Annotated in this window: 11 protein-coding genes and 1 pseudogene; 1 reads left to right on the top strand and 11 read right to left on the bottom strand. The window is 38.5% G+C overall.

Annotation, left to right across the window (positions count from 1 at the left end; translation table 11 throughout):
* Nucleotides 1-561 precede the first annotated feature (561 nt).
* From pgi to CXF85_RS08445, 5 genes are all read right to left on the bottom strand, one after another.
* Nucleotides 562-2,181, bottom strand: coding sequence for a glucose-6-phosphate isomerase (pgi, locus tag CXF85_RS08465; protein ID WP_101228099.1), 1,620 nt, complete (start codon nt 2,179-2,181; stop codon nt 562-564).
* A gap of 442 nt (nt 2,182-2,623) precedes the next feature.
* Nucleotides 2,624-3,511, bottom strand: a complete 888-nt coding sequence (galU, locus tag CXF85_RS08460) for a UTP--glucose-1-phosphate uridylyltransferase GalU (RefSeq protein WP_101228098.1) — start codon at nt 3,509-3,511, stop codon at nt 2,624-2,626.
* Nucleotides 3,512-3,611: 100 nt separating this feature from the next.
* Nucleotides 3,612-4,619, bottom strand: coding sequence for an NAD-dependent epimerase (locus CXF85_RS08455; RefSeq protein WP_101228097.1), 1,008 nt, complete (start codon nt 4,617-4,619; stop codon nt 3,612-3,614).
* A 202-nt stretch (nt 4,620-4,821) separates the two neighbouring features.
* The gene (locus CXF85_RS08450; protein WP_101228096.1) at nt 4,822-5,988 is read right to left on the bottom strand and encodes a nucleotide sugar dehydrogenase; all 1,167 of its coding nucleotides are present in this window, start codon (nt 5,986-5,988) and stop codon (nt 4,822-4,824) included.
* Between the two features lie 413 nt (nt 5,989-6,401).
* Nucleotides 6,402-7,346, bottom strand: a complete 945-nt coding sequence (locus tag CXF85_RS08445) for an IS1595 family transposase (RefSeq protein ID WP_157829048.1) — start codon at nt 7,344-7,346, stop codon at nt 6,402-6,404.
* 146 nt (nt 7,347-7,492) lie between these two features.
* On the opposite strand from CXF85_RS08445, the gene CXF85_RS08440 reads away from it, so the two are divergent.
* Nucleotides 7,493-7,684, top strand: a complete 192-nt coding sequence (locus tag CXF85_RS08440; protein WP_101228095.1) for a hypothetical protein — start codon at nt 7,493-7,495, stop codon at nt 7,682-7,684.
* Between the two features lie 249 nt (nt 7,685-7,933).
* Here CXF85_RS08440 and CXF85_RS08435 read toward each other — a convergent pair whose 3' ends face one another.
* The 6 genes and pseudogenes from CXF85_RS08435 to cysN form a co-directional block, all read right to left on the bottom strand.
* A complete protein-coding gene (locus tag CXF85_RS08435; protein WP_101228094.1) occupies nt 7,934-9,997 on the bottom strand; it encodes a YjbH domain-containing protein in 2,064 nt (687 codons plus the stop codon).
* Nucleotides 9,998-10,188: 191 nt separating this feature from the next.
* Nucleotides 10,189-11,006, bottom strand: a pseudogene (gene galU, locus CXF85_RS08430) (UTP--glucose-1-phosphate uridylyltransferase GalU).
* Nucleotides 11,007-11,278: 272 nt separating this feature from the next.
* The gene (locus CXF85_RS08425; protein WP_101228093.1) at nt 11,279-12,238 is read right to left on the bottom strand and encodes an acetyltransferase; all 960 of its coding nucleotides are present in this window, start codon (nt 12,236-12,238) and stop codon (nt 11,279-11,281) included.
* A gap of 93 nt (nt 12,239-12,331) precedes the next feature.
* Nucleotides 12,332-12,988: an adenylyl-sulfate kinase gene (gene cysC / locus CXF85_RS08420; protein WP_198555564.1), complete on the bottom strand. Its 657-nt coding sequence runs from the start codon at nt 12,986-12,988 to the stop codon at nt 12,332-12,334.
* A 103-nt stretch (nt 12,989-13,091) separates the two neighbouring features.
* Complete coding sequence (locus CXF85_RS08415; RefSeq protein WP_101228092.1) at nt 13,092-14,834, bottom strand: SLC13 family permease; 1,743 nt, start codon at nt 14,832-14,834, stop codon at nt 13,092-13,094.
* 211 nt (nt 14,835-15,045) lie between these two features.
* Nucleotides 15,046-16,446, bottom strand: coding sequence for a sulfate adenylyltransferase subunit CysN (cysN, locus tag CXF85_RS08410; RefSeq protein WP_101228091.1), 1,401 nt, complete (start codon nt 16,444-16,446; stop codon nt 15,046-15,048).
* Nucleotides 16,447-16,459: the final 13 nt, after the last annotated feature.

Genomic DNA, 16,459 nt, shown 5'->3' with positions numbered 1-16,459 from the left:
CCTGTTCGCGCATCTATCTAATGCATTCGCACTTTAAACAAAGCCTACCATATTGGTTTGATAACTAAGATTTATTAAATCATAAATGCATACAAAATTATTTATAAACAATGGACTATTAAAATCCCGTCTACATCAACACGCACTGTAGGCGGGAATTTATTCGCGCAATGAACATACCGTCATTCCGGCATATTCTTAGCCGGAGTCCAATGAACTAAACTCCGTCATTCCCGTGGTGTTTTTATCGGGAATCCAGTTCTTTTGTCTTAGTTATACAATTATTCTGAATCTATTTACTTATAATAGTCTAAGCCGTAATACCAGGACGAACCGCATAGACATTTTTAGCCTCTCGTACCTCTGTCAACTCTTGCTGATTAAACAAAACTGGATTCTCGATTAGACACTTCGAGAATGACGACGAGAGTGTGACACCGCCCAACCAAAGTATTCCCCCCGTAGGCGGTAACTTACGCTGCATGGATGCAGCTTATTAGAGAATGCAGGACGCACATTTTCCTGACCCCATCGGCACCGTAAGTGCTTAATCAACTAGTCTTATTTATTAACAGAATGATTAAAACGTTTTATTAAATTTTGACTTGAAGCAGACAGCATTGAAGCTTCTCCACCATTCATTGCTGACAGAATACTATTTCCTAATTGTTTCCCCAATTCAACGCCCCATTGATCAAAAGAATTGATCTGCCAAATAACACCCTGCACAAAAATTTTATGCTCATAAAGCGCCAGCAAAGCGCCTAAGTTTTCGGGCGACATTTCATCAAGTAATAAAGTATTACTTGGCGTATTACCTTTCATTGTTTTATGGGGGGCAAGGCGAGAAATCACGTCACTCATAACACCTGCAGCAGCCAGTTCATCTTCAACTTCTGCCAAGGTTTTACCACGCATCAACGCTTCACTTTGTGCAAAACAATTAGCAATGAGTACTTGATGGTGCGAAGGTAAGTCGCTTGAACCTTTCAAACAAACAATAAAGTCAGTTGGAATAATATCATCACTTTGATGCATCAATTGCATAAAGGCATGTTGCCCGTTCGTTCCTTCCTGACCAAAAACGGTAGGTGCGGTTTTCCAAGCTAGCTTTTCGCCTGAATTCGATACAGATTTACCATTACTCTCCATATCCGTTTGTTGTAAATAACCGGGTAAAGCGCGTAAAGAATGGTCATAAGGTAGTATAGCTAAGCTTGAATACTGTAATGCATTACGATTCCAAATACCTAATAAAGCCATTAATACCGGCATGTTCTGTTCAAATGGTGTATTTTGAAAATGCTGGTCCATCTCATAAGCACCTTGCTTAAGCTTATTGAAATTTTCATTGCCTATGACTAATGCCAACGGTAACCCTACGGCAGACCAAAGAGAAAAGCGTCCACCTACCCAATCCCACATTGGTAGTATATTTTTTTCTAAAACACCAAACTCAGTAGCTTTCACAATATTAGTACTAACGGCAAACCACTGCTTTTCAATAACACAGGGGTCCTCAGAATGTTTAAGCATCCAATTTTTAACTGCCAATGCATTTAACAAGGTTTCTTGAGTGGTAAATGTTTTAGAGATAACAATAACAAGTGTTGTAGCTGTGTTGAGCTTTGCTAACTTATCTTCAATAGCTGCACCATCAACATTAGCAATAACATGAGCATTCAAGCCTGTAGTATGAAAAGGTTTTAAAGCAGAAAGCGCCACTTTAATTCCGTAATAAGAGCCACCAATACCAATGGCAATAATATCAGTGAACTTTTCACCTGAAGCGGACAATAACGCCCCACTACTGATGTCATCAACAATCTCAGCCATGTGTTGCTCAGTGGCGATAACTTCATCAGCGTGAGTACCGAGTATTTTTCGTTTGATTTCATTAGGGCAACGAAGAACGGTATGAAGTACTGCACGTTTTTCTGTGTTGTTAATCATCTCACCTGAGAATTGTGCTTTGATTTTATCTGTTAATTTCGACGTGTTAGCTAACTCAAAAAGCTGACTAAGTTCTTCGTTAGTAATATTTTGTTTAGAGAAATCGAGGTAAAGGCCTACTTTGCTAGTAGAGTAATTGTCAACGCGATCTACATCAGCAGAGAATAAAGAGGTTATTGAGCGAGATTTTGCAGCTTTTGAAAGTTGCGATAAAGAAGACATGTCCATATTGTTACTTTTATTAAATATTAAATAGTTAAAAGTGAAATCCACTCTCTCATAACTAACCAAAAGCTGGATTCCCGATTAACACACCTCGGGAATGACGAATCTAAGGTTATCACTTAAGCCAACGTGACATGGATGTCACTTAGTCGAGAATTCAAGAGCAATTTCCCTGAATCAACAGGCTCGCAACCAAAAACTAGATTCCCGACAAATACACCTCGGGAATGACGAGTCTGAGGTTATCACTAAAGTCTACGTGGTATGGATGTCACTTAGTCGAGAATTCAAGAGCAATTATCCTGAATCCACTTGCTCGCAACCAAAAACTGGATTCCCGATAAATACACCTCGGGAATGACGAATCTAATGTTATCACTTAAGCCAACGTGGCCTGGATGTCACTTAGGCCTTAATCCACAATTTCAGACCTAAAAGATAATAGCTAATGGCTATTAATAACTTCCTGTAAGTAAGCTTTAAAATCATCGCCTAATGCTGGATGACGTAAGCCATATTCAACATTAGCCTTCATGTAACCAAGCTTAGAACCACAATCGTGAGACTTACCAGTCATATGAAATGCTTCTACAGTTTCAAGCTTCATTAGCATAGCAATAGCATCGGTCAATTGAATTTCATCACCTGCGCCCGGAGGAGTAAACTCAAGTAAATCCCAAATTTTCTCTGACAATACATATCGTCCAACAACAGCTAAGTTAGAAGGCGCTTCATCGACTGGAGGTTTCTCCACTACAGCTGTCATCGCTTTTGATTCACCTGCAGCAAGTTGGTGGCCATCACAATCTACCACCCCGTAGTTACTCACCATTTCCATAGGAACAGGTTCAACCATAATCTGACTATGACCGGCGTCATTAAAACGAGCTAACATTGCTGCTAAGTTTTCAGTTTTTAAATTACTCGTCGCATCATCTAAAATAACATCAGGTAAAACCACGACAAACGGCGAATCACCAATAATTGGACGTGCTTTTAAAACAGCATGACCTAGGCCTTTAGCTTCACCTTGACGTACATGCAAGATAGTAACGCCTTTAGGGCAAATAGCCTGAATTTCTTCGAGTAACTGACGTTTGACACGATTTTCTAATGTAGTTTCAAGTTCGAAAGATTTATCAAAATGGTTTTCAATGGCATTTTTAGAAGAGTGCGTCACTAAAACGATTTCTTTAATGCCAGCAGCAACACATTCATTTACTATGTATTGAATCATTGGTTTATCAACAATAGGCAACATTTCTTTAGGAATCGCTTTAGTCGCAGGTAGCATACGCGTACCTAAGCCAGCAACAGGTATTACAGCTTTCATATTCTTCAACTTCCTTTGTATTTTATATTGTATTTCATACTTATGTAGTTACCTCAGGAGCTTGCTATAAACGTTCCTGAGCCATCTACACAGGCACGATTTATTTTATTTTGTAAAAGTCTTTAAACCAAGCAACTAATTCGGCAACACCCTCTTTCACTAAAATTTTAGGGGTATAATTAGTCGCCTTAAATAAATCTTGAGTATCTGCGTAGGTTTGATATACATCCCCAGCCTGCATTTCACGAAAGTTCTTTTTCGCTTCAATGCCTAACTCGTCTTCAATGGCTTTAACAAAGTCCATTAAACTAATTGGTGAGCCGTGCCCAATGTTATATACCGAATAAGGTGCTGAACTCGTTGCTGGGCTACCAGTTTCAACTTTCCATTTTTCATCACGCTCTGGAATAACATCAGCAATGCGCACAACCCCTTCAACAATATCATCTACATGAGTAAAATCACGCCACATATCACCATTATTATTTATGTCGATAGTATCGCCATTCAATATTTTCTTAGTGAAAATATGAGGAGCCATATCAGGGCGCCCCCATGAACCATAAACAGTAAAAAATCGCAAACCTGTGGTTGGAATATTATACAAATGCGAATAGCTATGCGCCATTAATTCATTAGATTTTTTAGTTGCGGCATAAAGTGACACGGGGTGATCGACAGTATCTGATGTTGCAAAAGGTACTTTATTATTTAAACCATACACAGAAGAAGATGATGCGTAGATCAAGTGCTTCACATTATTATGTCTACACCCTTCTAAAATAGTTAAGTGCCCAATCAAGTTACTATCAGCATAAGCCATCGGGTTTTCAATGGAGTAACGCACGCCAGCCTGAGCGGCCAAATGCACAACTTTATCAAACTTATGAGTGCTGAATAAATCAGCCATACCTTCGCGGTCAGCAATATCTATCTTGATAAAGGTAAAACTCGCATGCTCAATTCGACTTAAACGCGCTTGCTTTAAGGTAATCTCGTAATAATCATTTATATTATCGATACCAACGACATCGTGCCCTGCAGCACACAAACGTTCAACGACAGCACTACCAATAAAACCTGCGGCACCTGTTACTAAATACTTCATTTATCTTACCTTTACTAAAGTCTACCAAAACAAACTCCCATCTATAAAAAGTCTGCCTCTATGCATCGCCATCTTCGAAGGCTCTGATCGAAGATCCATTGTTCTACAGCTATGCGCGAATAAAATCCCGCCTACATATCACCAACACCGTAGGCGGGAATTTATTCGCGCATCGCTTATGAGTTTGTTCGAGCTGAACGTGCTAATCACTACCAAATAAATCGCGTGTATACACTTTGCCTACAACATCATTTAATTCATCAACCATGCGGTTAGAAACAATCACATCAGACAGTGCTTTAAATTCAGATAAATCTTTAATCACTTTTGAATGAAAGAATTCATCTTCTTCCATTACCGGTTCATATATTACAACGTCAATACCCTTTGCTTTAATCCGCTTCATAATACCTTGTATTGATGATGCTCTAAAATTATCAGACCCAGATTTCATAATTAAGCGATAAATACCGACAACTTTAGGGCCTTTGGCAATAATTGAGTCGGCAACAAAATCTTTACGTGTGCTATTAGCATCTACAATCGCACTAATAATATTATTTGGTACATCTTTATAGTTTGCGCGTAGTTGCTTGGTATCTTTTGGCAAGCAATAACCGCCATAACCAAATGATGGATTATTGTAATGATTGCCTATACGGGGATCTAAGCTCACGCCTTCAATAATATGGCGAGAATCTAAATCATGAACTTCAGCATAAGTATCAAGTTCATTAAAGTATGATACGCGCATCGCTAAATAGGTATTAGAGAATAATTTAACGGCTTCAGCTTCTGTAGAGCGGATAAACAAAACATCAATATCCTCTTTCCAAGCGCCCTCAACTAACAGCCCTGCAAATGTACGTGCACGATCTGAATCTTCGCCAACAATAACACGTGAAGGATAAAGGTTATCGTGAAGAGCTTTACCTTCGCGTAAAAATTCAGGGGAAAATATCAGTCCATCACACTCTAATTCTTCTCTAATACGCGCAGTATAGCCAACAGGAACTGTTGATTTAATTACCATACAAGCTGAAGGGTTGATAGCCATAACATCTTTAATAACCGATTCAACTGAAGAGGTATTAAAGTAGTTCGTTTCAGGATCGTAATCAGTAGGAGTTGCGATAATTACATAATCAGCGCCTGCGTAAGCCGCTTCTTTATTTAAAGTAGCGGTAAAGTTCAAATCACGATTTGCTAAAAAGTCAGATATCTCGGTATCTTCAATGGGAGACTTCCCTGAATTGAGTAATTCTATTTTTTCAGCAATGATATCAACAGCAACAACTTCATTATGTTGCGCTAACAACATAGCATTTGATAAACCTACGTAACCTGTACCCGCAATAGCAATTTTCATAAAGTCCGTCTCTAATTAATCTTTGGTTACTCTATTATCACTACCTGATCGGGTAATGTTTTGAAGTAACTATGTAAAATAATAGTTAATAGTTAAGTATAAATGATTTGTTCATCAATCTCATTAAGTAGTATCGATATTAATATATTTATTTGATTTGCTGGCACAAAATTTGAGATAACTAAATACATGGAGTAAATCAACTGAATAGCCAGTGAAACACCCCAGGTAACTTGATTAAATATTAGGGGAAGGCCAATTAAACTAATTTCGCATTTTTATACATCAATACTGCATAAGCCATTATGTTAATGCATTTAACCAGTCCCACCAGTCGTCATTCCGGCAAATATAAAAGCATTTGATATTAGATTAAGGACGTTTAAATTAAAAAAACAGACGATTTAATAAGGCTATGTTCCCGCTAAGTGTTGTTGAGCTTTGAACAGGTTGTTTTTATTAGGATTTTCATTTGTATCTAAAAATCTAAACCAACCTAAGTAATTTTCTAAATACTTAGTCGCCACACCATGAAATCTATCCATCCAAGCCTTTAATCGGCTGTGGTATGCATTAACATTCTGAATGTGGAATACCTTTTCAATCACCTGTACACCCGCAGCTACATCTAGCCGTTTGTGAATTAAATCATTGCCTTGTGCAAACTTGATATAAGATCTAAATCCATCAGTGCACAAGACGCTGTCTTTTAATATTTTACCTTCTAGTTCTTTATTGAGTTGCTCTGTAGAGACAGAAAGGATAATAGCCTCATAAGTATGCTTCCCCCTATCTCTTACTGTTAATACAGGCACCCAATCTTCTTTAGAACGTCCTCGTTTTTTTGCTTTCATTCCTCTTTTTCTTGGCTTTCGCTCAAGTGTGCGATTTCCTTTTTCTGAGCGTGCAAATAAGGTTTCATCAGCTTCAAGTAAAGTCGCCTTCATGGTTGCAGACAGTTGAAGAAAACGGTGTCGCCATCTAAACGAGGTTTTTAAGTTAATATCACAATCGGTTGCTGATGCTCTTAGCACCTTGCCATTGATCAAGCATTGTAAGTAATCTAACCACTTTTCTTTATGCTGTAACCGAGCCAAGGGCGTTTTAGTCACGGCATTGAAAGTTTTCGTACAATTTTTACAGCGATACCTTTGCATGGCTGCTGATTTACCATGCCGATTGATCAAACAACTATGACAATGAGGACACTCTGGCTCATCAATCATACGCTGCTCAAGCTCGGCAATGATTGGCTGAATTAAGTTATCACCTTTTAAAAACTTCTCTACATCCTTAGTTTGCTTATCTGTCAGGTGCTCTAACGCTACTAATAGTTTTTTAAATTGTGCTGGTATCATAACAAAACACTCATCAACTGATGTTATATACAGTGTAGCAACAATTTAAGGGAACATAGCCTTTAATAATTGTTCTATGTCATACAGAAAATGATTACTACGTTCTATTAAATGACAGCCTATTAACAAGAAGAAATGAGCAACGCGTGGATGTTGAATTGATGGATAATCGTGATTTATTACGTGAAGATCATAACTCAATTCACTGCCCTGGCAACGACAGTAACGCTAAAAAACTAATATTTAAAGGGGGCACTGGTCAGCAGTTAGGCTTACTAGGCAACCCTAATAATGAAAATATTGTTCCAGATGACCCAGATGGACCGGATAAAAAATAATGGCCAATAAGTGTAACAATGAATAATGAAATGACGGTTACTCTGGGCCGTAGTAGAGCCTACTACAAGGATGCAAGAAGATTTATTCGGTATCATGTGAACTATCGGTTATCCATTATTTGCGAGCTTATCGGGTAAGTGAGTAGCATTTCTGCAACTCACTTACCTAAGCATTAAATGGTGAATTAATGTCAAAGTGTCAATCAACTAAATAGTAAGTTGACGTCTAACTTAGATTCTAATACTAGGTTAACGGGCTTGATAATAAGCTTCTTTTAAACGATTAGCATTTCCATAAACATATTCACTGCTTAATCTATTGTTATTGTAATAAGCACTATCAAGGTTATAAAACCGTTGAGAGGTATCACCACTGCCTGGAGTTAACCTATTATGGCTTTTTCCTACGAGCGTATTGACTGAATACCGCCATTTAGGCTTACCTCTCACCTGGAAGTATTTATTATTATAATCTTTACGTGGGGTTAGTGGTATTGAGAAGCCAAGGCCAATGAATTGGTTAGCTTCTTCATTCTCAACTTTAGTATCTTTGTAAGTCAAGTTAAACGTAACATCGCCAAAAATTCTCTCTAACTTAACCACTACACCTTTATCTTGTTGCCAATATTGTCCTACTTGTACTTCTGCAGATGCGTCGAAGTGTGCGTTGTAATATAGGTACTTAGCAATAACAACATCTCGTTCAGTTGCTTCTGGTTCTTTCCAACAAGCTGGAAATAAAATATTGCAGCCGTCATAATATTCTCTGTCAGGTGTTTCTTGGTTTTCGTATCTTGCTGCGAATAGATTCACTTTATGGCTGCCACCATAACTTTGCCAACGAACTTCATTAGAGTAGTAATCCCAAGTTTCCCTATATCGTCCTACAGATGACATGTTCTTAACCGAATACGGTAATGAAAAGGTCTGATGGAAGCTATATTCTTTTAGTCCCGTTGTTTGTTTATCATCAGAAAAATATTCACCATCTTCGAAGTCTTTAGTTTCAGCTACTTGTTTTGTGTGTTGGGCGGTTACTGCGGCACCAGGCCATAATGGCACTTCAAGGTGGCTAATCAAAGCGGCAGATGCATCAAAAGCGCCAAACTCAGTTCCCACTCTTGTTACTAGGCCTGGCCAAAAGGTAAGACGAGGTTTAAACCAAATACTATTCGCATCATCTAGATCTACAGTGATGTCCCTTCGTTGGCTGCCAAAAGTATCGGTAGATATATCAAGTTTTAATGGCTGATTATCTCTAAGAAATGCATCATATTCGGCTAAATTACCTTTGACTACTAGAATAGGGATTTCTCGCTCTTTGAGCACAAGTTTAAAGTGAGAATAATTATGTTGAATATGTTTGCTGATAATACCCAGAGCTACACCAAGTCCATCTATTTGGTTTCGATTATAAATGTGGTTTTCTAACTCTACGTACACAGTATTATAATCAGCTTCACTTATTGTAATTGATTCAAAGCCTTCTTTAGCCAATAATTTCTGTACTCGTAATCGTTCAACTACACCAGAGTGGTCAACATCAACCGGCTCCGCCTCATCAAAATTGCTGTTTTTATCGTGATAAAGCGATAACTTATTCGTATCGTTTAGATCAAGAGGAATAGTTAACCCTAGACCATAGTAAAAATCATCTTTAAGTTCTTCGTTTGTACTTAAGATAAGCATATCTGCAGTTAATTGAATACCACTACTAAGCCAGCTTTGAGGTGATGATAAATGCAAACCTAATTGGGTGTCGGCTGCATCATATTCTGCATAAAGTTTTACCCATTGGTATGGTTGCCAGGCAATACCCGCAAAAACACCATCAAGCCGTCCTTGTTTTGAATCACTTTGACCCATGCCGAGTGAAACATTAACATCTGCAAAAATATTTTTTGATGCTACGGCATATTTAGCGTCAAAATTGTTGGCCGCACCACCTAAATCTTGAATGCCTACCGCTAGGCTAAACCAATCTTTGGGAATAAAAGGAATGCCTAATTTTATGTTTGCGGATAAATCGGTTATGCCGTTTTTACCACCAAAATTGTAATCGGCCAATCGCCCTGAAATCTCAACATACTCCCACAAACCTACGCCAAAGTTATAATTATCACCCTTGCGATAACCAGCCCATGATTCAATTTGATTACCATATTGTAGGTAAAACTTGCCTTCATCAAATAATGTGGCGGTGGGGGTATTAATTAAGCCACTATAGCCTTGAAAAGACATGGTTGCCTCGGGCTCAGCCGCAACAATAGCGGAAGGGAGTAAAGTTAAGGCAAACAGAATACGGTACTTCATTTAAATAAATCTCTAGTAAGGTAAATAATAAGAATTAAAGTGAAACATTATGAAAGTGTGGCAGAAATACCCCCCATCAATGGCCGTGTTTTATTACACTAGTGATAAATTATGTAATATCAAGTGACTTATTTCATCAATTCATACAAATAAGCTATAAAATCATCTCCTAATTCAGAGTGACGTAAACCTTACTCAACATTGGCTTTTATATAACCTAACTTAGAACCACAGTCATGAGACTTACCCGTCATATGAAATACTTCTAAGGTTTCAAGTTTCATTAACTTCGCAATAGCATCAGTTAATTGAATTTCGTCTCCAGTACCTGGCGGAGTAAACTCAAGTAAATCCCAAATTTTCTCTGATAATACATATCGACCAACAACGACTAAGTTCGAAGGCGCTTTCTCTACCGGAGGTTTTTCTACAACTGCCGTCATCGCTTTTGACTCACCTGCAGCAAGTTGATGACCTTCACAATCAGCAACACCATAATTACTCACCATACCCATTGGCACAGGTTCAACCATAATTTAACTAAAACCGACTTCATGATAGCGAGACAGCATTGCTGCCAAGTTTTCAGTTTTTAAATCACTCGTCGCCTCATCTAATATAACATCAGGTAAAACCACAACAAAAGGTGAGTCACCAATAATTGGACGTGCTTTTAAAACAGCATGTCCTAGGCCTTTCGCTTCACCTTGATGTACATGAAAAATAGTAACACCTTTAGGGAAAACAGCCTATATTTCTTCAAGTAACTGACGTTTTACACGATTTTATAACGTAGTTTCAAGTTCGAAAGATTTATCAAAATGGTTTTCAATGGCACTTTAGAAGAATGCGTCACTAAAACGATTTATTTAATGCCGGCAGTAACACATTCATTCACTATGTATTGAATCATTAGTTAATCAATAATAGGCAACATTTCTTTAGGTATCGCTTTAGTAGCGGACAGCATACCCGTACCTAAGCCTGCAACAGGTATTACAGCTTTCATATGCTGCAACTTCATCTCTATTTATATTTTATAAAAATCTTTAAACCAAGTTACTAACTCGGCAACACCCTCTTTTACTTAAATTTTAGGGGTATAATTTGTCCCCTTAAATAAATTTTGAGTATCTCGTAAGTTTGACTGGACTTAAGTCGAGCATCAGTCTGGTTGTGTCTTAAATCGATATGACATAGGTATCACACTTATTAGATAATGCAGGAGAAATTATCCTGAATCCATTTACTAAAAAAAACCCAGAATAACTCAACTATAATTTAATTAATATAGTAATTATTTAATACGCTAATAAAGTCTTCTAACTCTGTCTTTTCTAAATGATTGATTCCTGCAGCCGCAGTTCGCCCACCACCTGTTTTAAACTGTGTACATACAGCATCAGCACCTTGTTTGTTAGCCAATGGTGCACGAACGCTTACAGTGTAGCCGCCCTGTTTATTATATGAAATTACCGCATGCGCCTTATCTGGAGATTGGTTAGCTAAGTCATTACCAAATACACCGCTTACTCTACGAGACCAAGCAGCGTCTTCTAATAGAACAACTTTAGCAATATTCGAATCAAATAATACTTCTGCCGCATGAGCTAGTTCTATATCTTCGTTATAAGCACTAGCTAACTTGTGATAAACAGAATTGGTCTCATTAATCACATCAAATGGGGAAGTATGAGGAAGTAGCAATTCAAATAATTCAGCTGGAGGGTAATGTAAGTCGCTTACTTCGCTACCATAACCATTATAGTTAATATAAGTTCCTAGAGCTTTTAACTGCATTTTTTGCGCTAACGTTAAGCCTAAAACATCAGCCTCGCTATCTGCTTTTACAAACAAGTTATCGCCGTAAGCCGCTGTAATAGCCCACAAGTGAAATTCTTTATTAAGTAAGTCACTCACAATCAAACTAGTGCAAGTATTAGCATCTAAATCTATATGAGCATCTAAATTAGCCGATTGAGGAATTTCACCTGTCCTGTGATGATCCACATAAAAAACATCAGCACCTATAGCTAAAGCTTGATTCAATGCCTCAGTATTTTTTTCCATCGAAATATCTAACACTCTAACGTTATCACCAGCTTTCGCATCAACTTGCTTTAGTAAAGATATATCACGTTTAACACCCGTGATTTTTATACTTTCAATAGGGTTAGCAAGCTGTAATTGTAGCAAAGCAATAATACCGTCTGCATCACCATTGAATACATCATAATTCATCTATCATTTATCCTTTATCCTTTAAAATTATATTTTGTATTTCTGTTTTTGTTTTTGTTTTTGTTTTTGTTAGTTATGGCTGTAGCTATAGGCCTAAACTGAGCTTGGTTGAAAGCCTTCGGCGCTAATAAAACTCTGGTCAATTAAATAAGCAACAATTTGCTCTGCACATTGCGCTATTGACAGCGAGTCAGTTTTCACATGTATTTGTGGCGCAGTGGGTACGTCATAGGTTGAATCAATACCAGTGAAATCTTTTATCTCACCTGAGCGCGCTTTTTTGTATAGCCCTTTAGGGTCACGTTGCTCACAGATACTAATAGGGGTATCAATAAAGACTTCGATAAATTCACCGTCTTCAAGCTTAGCTTTGGCTAACGCTCTATCACTAGCAAAAGGCGAAATAAAAGCGGTTGAAACAACAAGGCCGGCATCAAGGAATAACTTAGCCACTTCAGAGATACGGCGAATATTTTCAATACGCGCTTCATCACTAAAACCTAAATCGCCATTAAGACCATGTCGTACATTATCACCATCGAGTAAATAACTATGACAACCTAGTTTAAATAACAAGGCATCAACCGCATTGGCAACGGTAGATTTACCTGAGCCGCTTAAACCGGTATACCAAAGTAGTGCTGGTTTTTGTTGTTTTAACTCAGCACGCTGTACCTTGCTGATTTGTTGGTTATGCCAGACAGTATTTTCTGTTTGCATATTAGCGGTTGTTATTTTAGCTTCGGTCATTCTAGATAGGCTCTATAGTGGGTGTCATCAAGGTTGCGCTCATGCTTAAAGTCAACTTATTTTAGTTAATTGAGCGTAAACTGGCACCAAGGTAACAGGAAAATTAAAACGGATAAACAATGGGAATAACCAAAATTACCGTTGTGCTATAAATCAGTGATATGGGTAAACCAAAACGGACAAAGTCTTTCAATTGGTAGTTACCGGCGTTATACACCATCACATTCGTTTGATACCCATAAGGGCTAATAAAACTGCCACTGGCAGCAAAGGCTACTGCCATAACAAACGGTGTTGGGTCAACGCCAAGGCCTAAGGCAATATTATAAGCGATGGGAAACGCTAATGCCGCTGCAGCGCTGTTAGTAATAAGCTCTGTCATTATCAGCGTTAAAACAAAGATAATGATAAAGGCAAGATAAATACTTTGGCCAAATAAATACCCTTCAATATTCTGCGCAAAGATGCCAGCAATACCGGTATTCTCGAAGGCTGAAGCCAAGGTAAGCGCACCTAATACTATCATCCAAATCTCAAGAGGAAAGCGACGTTTTATTTCATTAACTGATAAGGCACCGCTAAAAATGATAAAGGCCAAATAGATAAACAAACAACTAAGCAGTGGTAATGGCGTAAAAACTGACACTAAAATGCTGGCAATAAAGCCCCAAACGGTGGTGTTATCACGCCAACCACTGAGCATATTATCTGCCTGATGGCCTGATAAGATGTAAAAGTTTTTAGATAAGTTAGGTCGGGTGGCAAAATCTTGGCCTACCGCTAAGACGAGGAAATCACCCGGTTGTAGTACGATATCACCTAGCTTACCTGATAAGGCACACCCTTCTCGGCGTACAGCAACAACAGCGGCATCAAAGCGAGCACGAAAGCCGGCTTTCTTTAAGGTTTTGCCCGCGATGGTGGAATCCGCTTTAACCAGCACTTCCGTTAAATTATCACGTAATAAATTCTCTCGCAGTAAATTACCTTGCTCGGCATAGAGGTTTAAGCCATCAAATTGCTGCAATGTTAGTACTTTTGAGATATCTCCACTGAAAATAAGCTTGTCTTTCGCTTGGACACATTCTTCTGGGCAGACAGGGGAAATTAATCGACCTTGACGTACTATTTCAACTAAAAATAAAGAGTCTAAATTTCTCAGACCATTATCTTCAATCGTTTTACCAATTAATGCTGAAGAATGTGCTACTTCAGCTTCAAGCAAGTAGTCATTAGTCGCTAAGTCATCCTCAACTAAATTAGGTAAAGAACGACTGCGCACTAAAATAACAAATAAACATAAAACAAAAGCAGCGAGACCAATTAAGGTGAAATCAAAAAAGCCAAAACCTTGATGACCTTGTTTAATCAATAAGCTGTTTACAATAAGGTTGGTCGAGGTGCCCACTAAGGTTAGCGTCCCCCCTAAAATTGCGGCAAACGATAACGGTAACAGTAACTTTCCGGCATTAATGAGTTTGTTTTTTTTCACCGTATTGATAAGTGTTGCCACCACCGCCGTATTGCTCATTATCGCTGATGCTAACGCAGTACCGAGTAATAAACGTAAGGTGGATTTTACTTTTGAGCCGTTAAATACGCCGGCAGACAAACGCCTTAAAATACTGGTACGTTCAAAAGCGAATGAACACAATACCAGTAAAACAAGGGTAACTAGACCGGGGTTAACAGCATTCATTAAAATGTCATCAACACTGACAAACGACAGCGCTAAACACAACAATACCGTCACAGAAAAAACCCGTTCTGGTACATGGCTGTATTTAACTAAGCTGATAAAAGTGGCAATAAACACACCTATCATCAACCACTGTTCTATCGTCATATTGAATCCATACCTAAAGCTCTTAAAAGCGTGACAAATTTTTTCACAAAATAAAAAGGCTATAAAGCGCTAACTTTACAGCCTCAACGTTCCCCTTAGCGCGAACAGGAGAATGTGCGTCCTGCATTCTCTAATAAGCTGCATCCATGCAGCGTAAGTTCCCGCTTACAAATCATTTAACTCGTAGGCGGGATTTTAATCGCGCTTTGGGCTATTTCGTGATGTCGCGTGCACCCCAGTGCGGGAACTGCTTGCGAACTAGCGCATTTAATTCTAATTCAAACGTTGAATACTCTTGCGTTTGCTCATCAATAGCATGGTTTATCATGCCCGCGCCCACAGTAACATTGCTTAATCTGTCGATGATAATAAAAGCACCCGTGCCTTGATTATCCGAGTAAGCATCAAAATGTAAGGTTTCGCTGGCAACAAAATTAACAATACCAATGTCATTAACCGCTAACTGTGAGCTAGATAAACTTTCCATGGTATTAACGTCATACTTGCTGACGACTTCTTGTGCATGACCTGTGGTCATTTTGCTGCCGTGTTTGATAAAGTACTCACGACCCGGCTCAAGTTCATTTTCATGCATCCATACTACGGTTGCGCTGAACTCTTTTGCTGATACCGGTAAACTGCCTTTTTTAACGATGATTTCGCCGCGGCTGATATCAATTTCATCTTCAAGGGTTAGCGTTACTGCCATACCTTTATCAGCACGTTCTAAATTACCATCATAAGTAACGATTTCTTTTACTACACTTTCTTTGCCAGATGGCAAGGCAACAATAGTATCACCAACCAATACATGACCTGAGGCAATAGTACCGGCAAAACCACGGAAATCGAGATTAGGACGGTTAACATATTGCACTTGAAAACGCAGTTGTGTGAACGTTTCTTGTTTCTTAACATCAATAGTATTAAGCAGCTTCATTAACGTAGCGCCAGGGTACCAAGGCATGTTTTCGCTTTCTTCAACCACATTATCGCCGTTTAGTGCTGATAATGGTACAAAGCGTATGTCAGTAAATTCAAGTGACTCAGCAAAGTCACGATATTCTTTTTTGATTTCTTGGTAGCGTTCCTGAGAATAATCAACCAAATCCATCTTGTTTACTGCAACAACAATGTTCTTGATACCTAATAACGAACAAATAAACGAGTGACGACGGGTTTGTGTTTGCACGCCATAACGTGCATCAATCAAGATAATCGCAATGTCACAGGTTGAAGCACCGGTAGCCATATTACGGGTATATTGCTCATGACCAGGAGTGTCAGCAATAATAAATTTACGTTTATCCGTTGAGAAATAACGATAAGCGACATCAATAGTGATGCCTTGCTCACGCTCTGACTGTAAACCATCAACAAGTAAGGCTAAATCGATAGCTTCACCTGTGGTACCTGATTTTTTAGAGTCTTTTTCAATGGCAGCAAGTTGGTCTTCAAAGATCATCTTTGAATCATGCAATAAACGACCAATTAAGGTACTTTTGCCGTCATCTACACTACCGCACGTTAAAAAACGTACTAATTCTTTGTTTTCATGTTGCTTTAAATAAGCTTGAATATCGTCTTCAATTAACTCTGACTGGTGACTCATAAATTGTTCCTTC

The organism is Colwellia sp. 75C3 (genome assembly GCF_002836255.1).
GTDB lineage: Bacteria > Pseudomonadota > Gammaproteobacteria > Enterobacterales > Alteromonadaceae > Colwellia.
The sequence above is the reverse complement of the archived record's forward strand: the minus strand, read 5'-3'. Positions and strand labels throughout refer to the sequence as shown.

What these genes read in the sequence shown, in the direction of transcription:
- pgi (WP_101228099.1), bottom strand. Translation starts at nt 2,181, where the DNA reads ATGGACATGTCTTCTTTATCGCAACTTTCAAAAGCTGCAAAATCTCGC.
- galU (WP_101228098.1), bottom strand. Translation starts at nt 3,511, where the DNA reads ATGAAAGCTGTAATACCTGTTGCTGGCTTAGGTACGCGTATGCTACCT.
- CXF85_RS08455 (WP_101228097.1), bottom strand. Translation starts at nt 4,619, where the DNA reads ATGAAGTATTTAGTAACAGGTGCCGCAGGTTTTATTGGTAGTGCTGTC.
- CXF85_RS08450 (WP_101228096.1), bottom strand. Translation starts at nt 5,988, where the DNA reads ATGAAAATTGCTATTGCGGGTACAGGTTACGTAGGTTTATCAAATGCT.
- CXF85_RS08445 (WP_157829048.1), bottom strand. Translation starts at nt 7,346, where the DNA reads ATGATACCAGCACAATTTAAAAAACTATTAGTAGCGTTAGAGCACCTG.
- CXF85_RS08435 (WP_101228094.1), bottom strand. Translation starts at nt 9,997, where the DNA reads ATGAAGTACCGTATTCTGTTTGCCTTAACTTTACTCCCTTCCGCTATT.
- CXF85_RS08425 (WP_101228093.1), bottom strand. Translation starts at nt 12,238, where the DNA reads ATGAATTATGATGTATTCAATGGTGATGCAGACGGTATTATTGCTTTG.
- cysC (WP_198555564.1), bottom strand. Translation starts at nt 12,988, where the DNA reads ATGACCGAAGCTAAAATAACAACCGCTAATATGCAAACAGAAAATACT.
- CXF85_RS08415 (WP_101228092.1), bottom strand. Translation starts at nt 14,834, where the DNA reads ATGACGATAGAACAGTGGTTGATGATAGGTGTGTTTATTGCCACTTTT.
- cysN (WP_101228091.1), bottom strand. Translation starts at nt 16,446, where the DNA reads ATGAGTCACCAGTCAGAGTTAATTGAAGACGATATTCAAGCTTATTTA.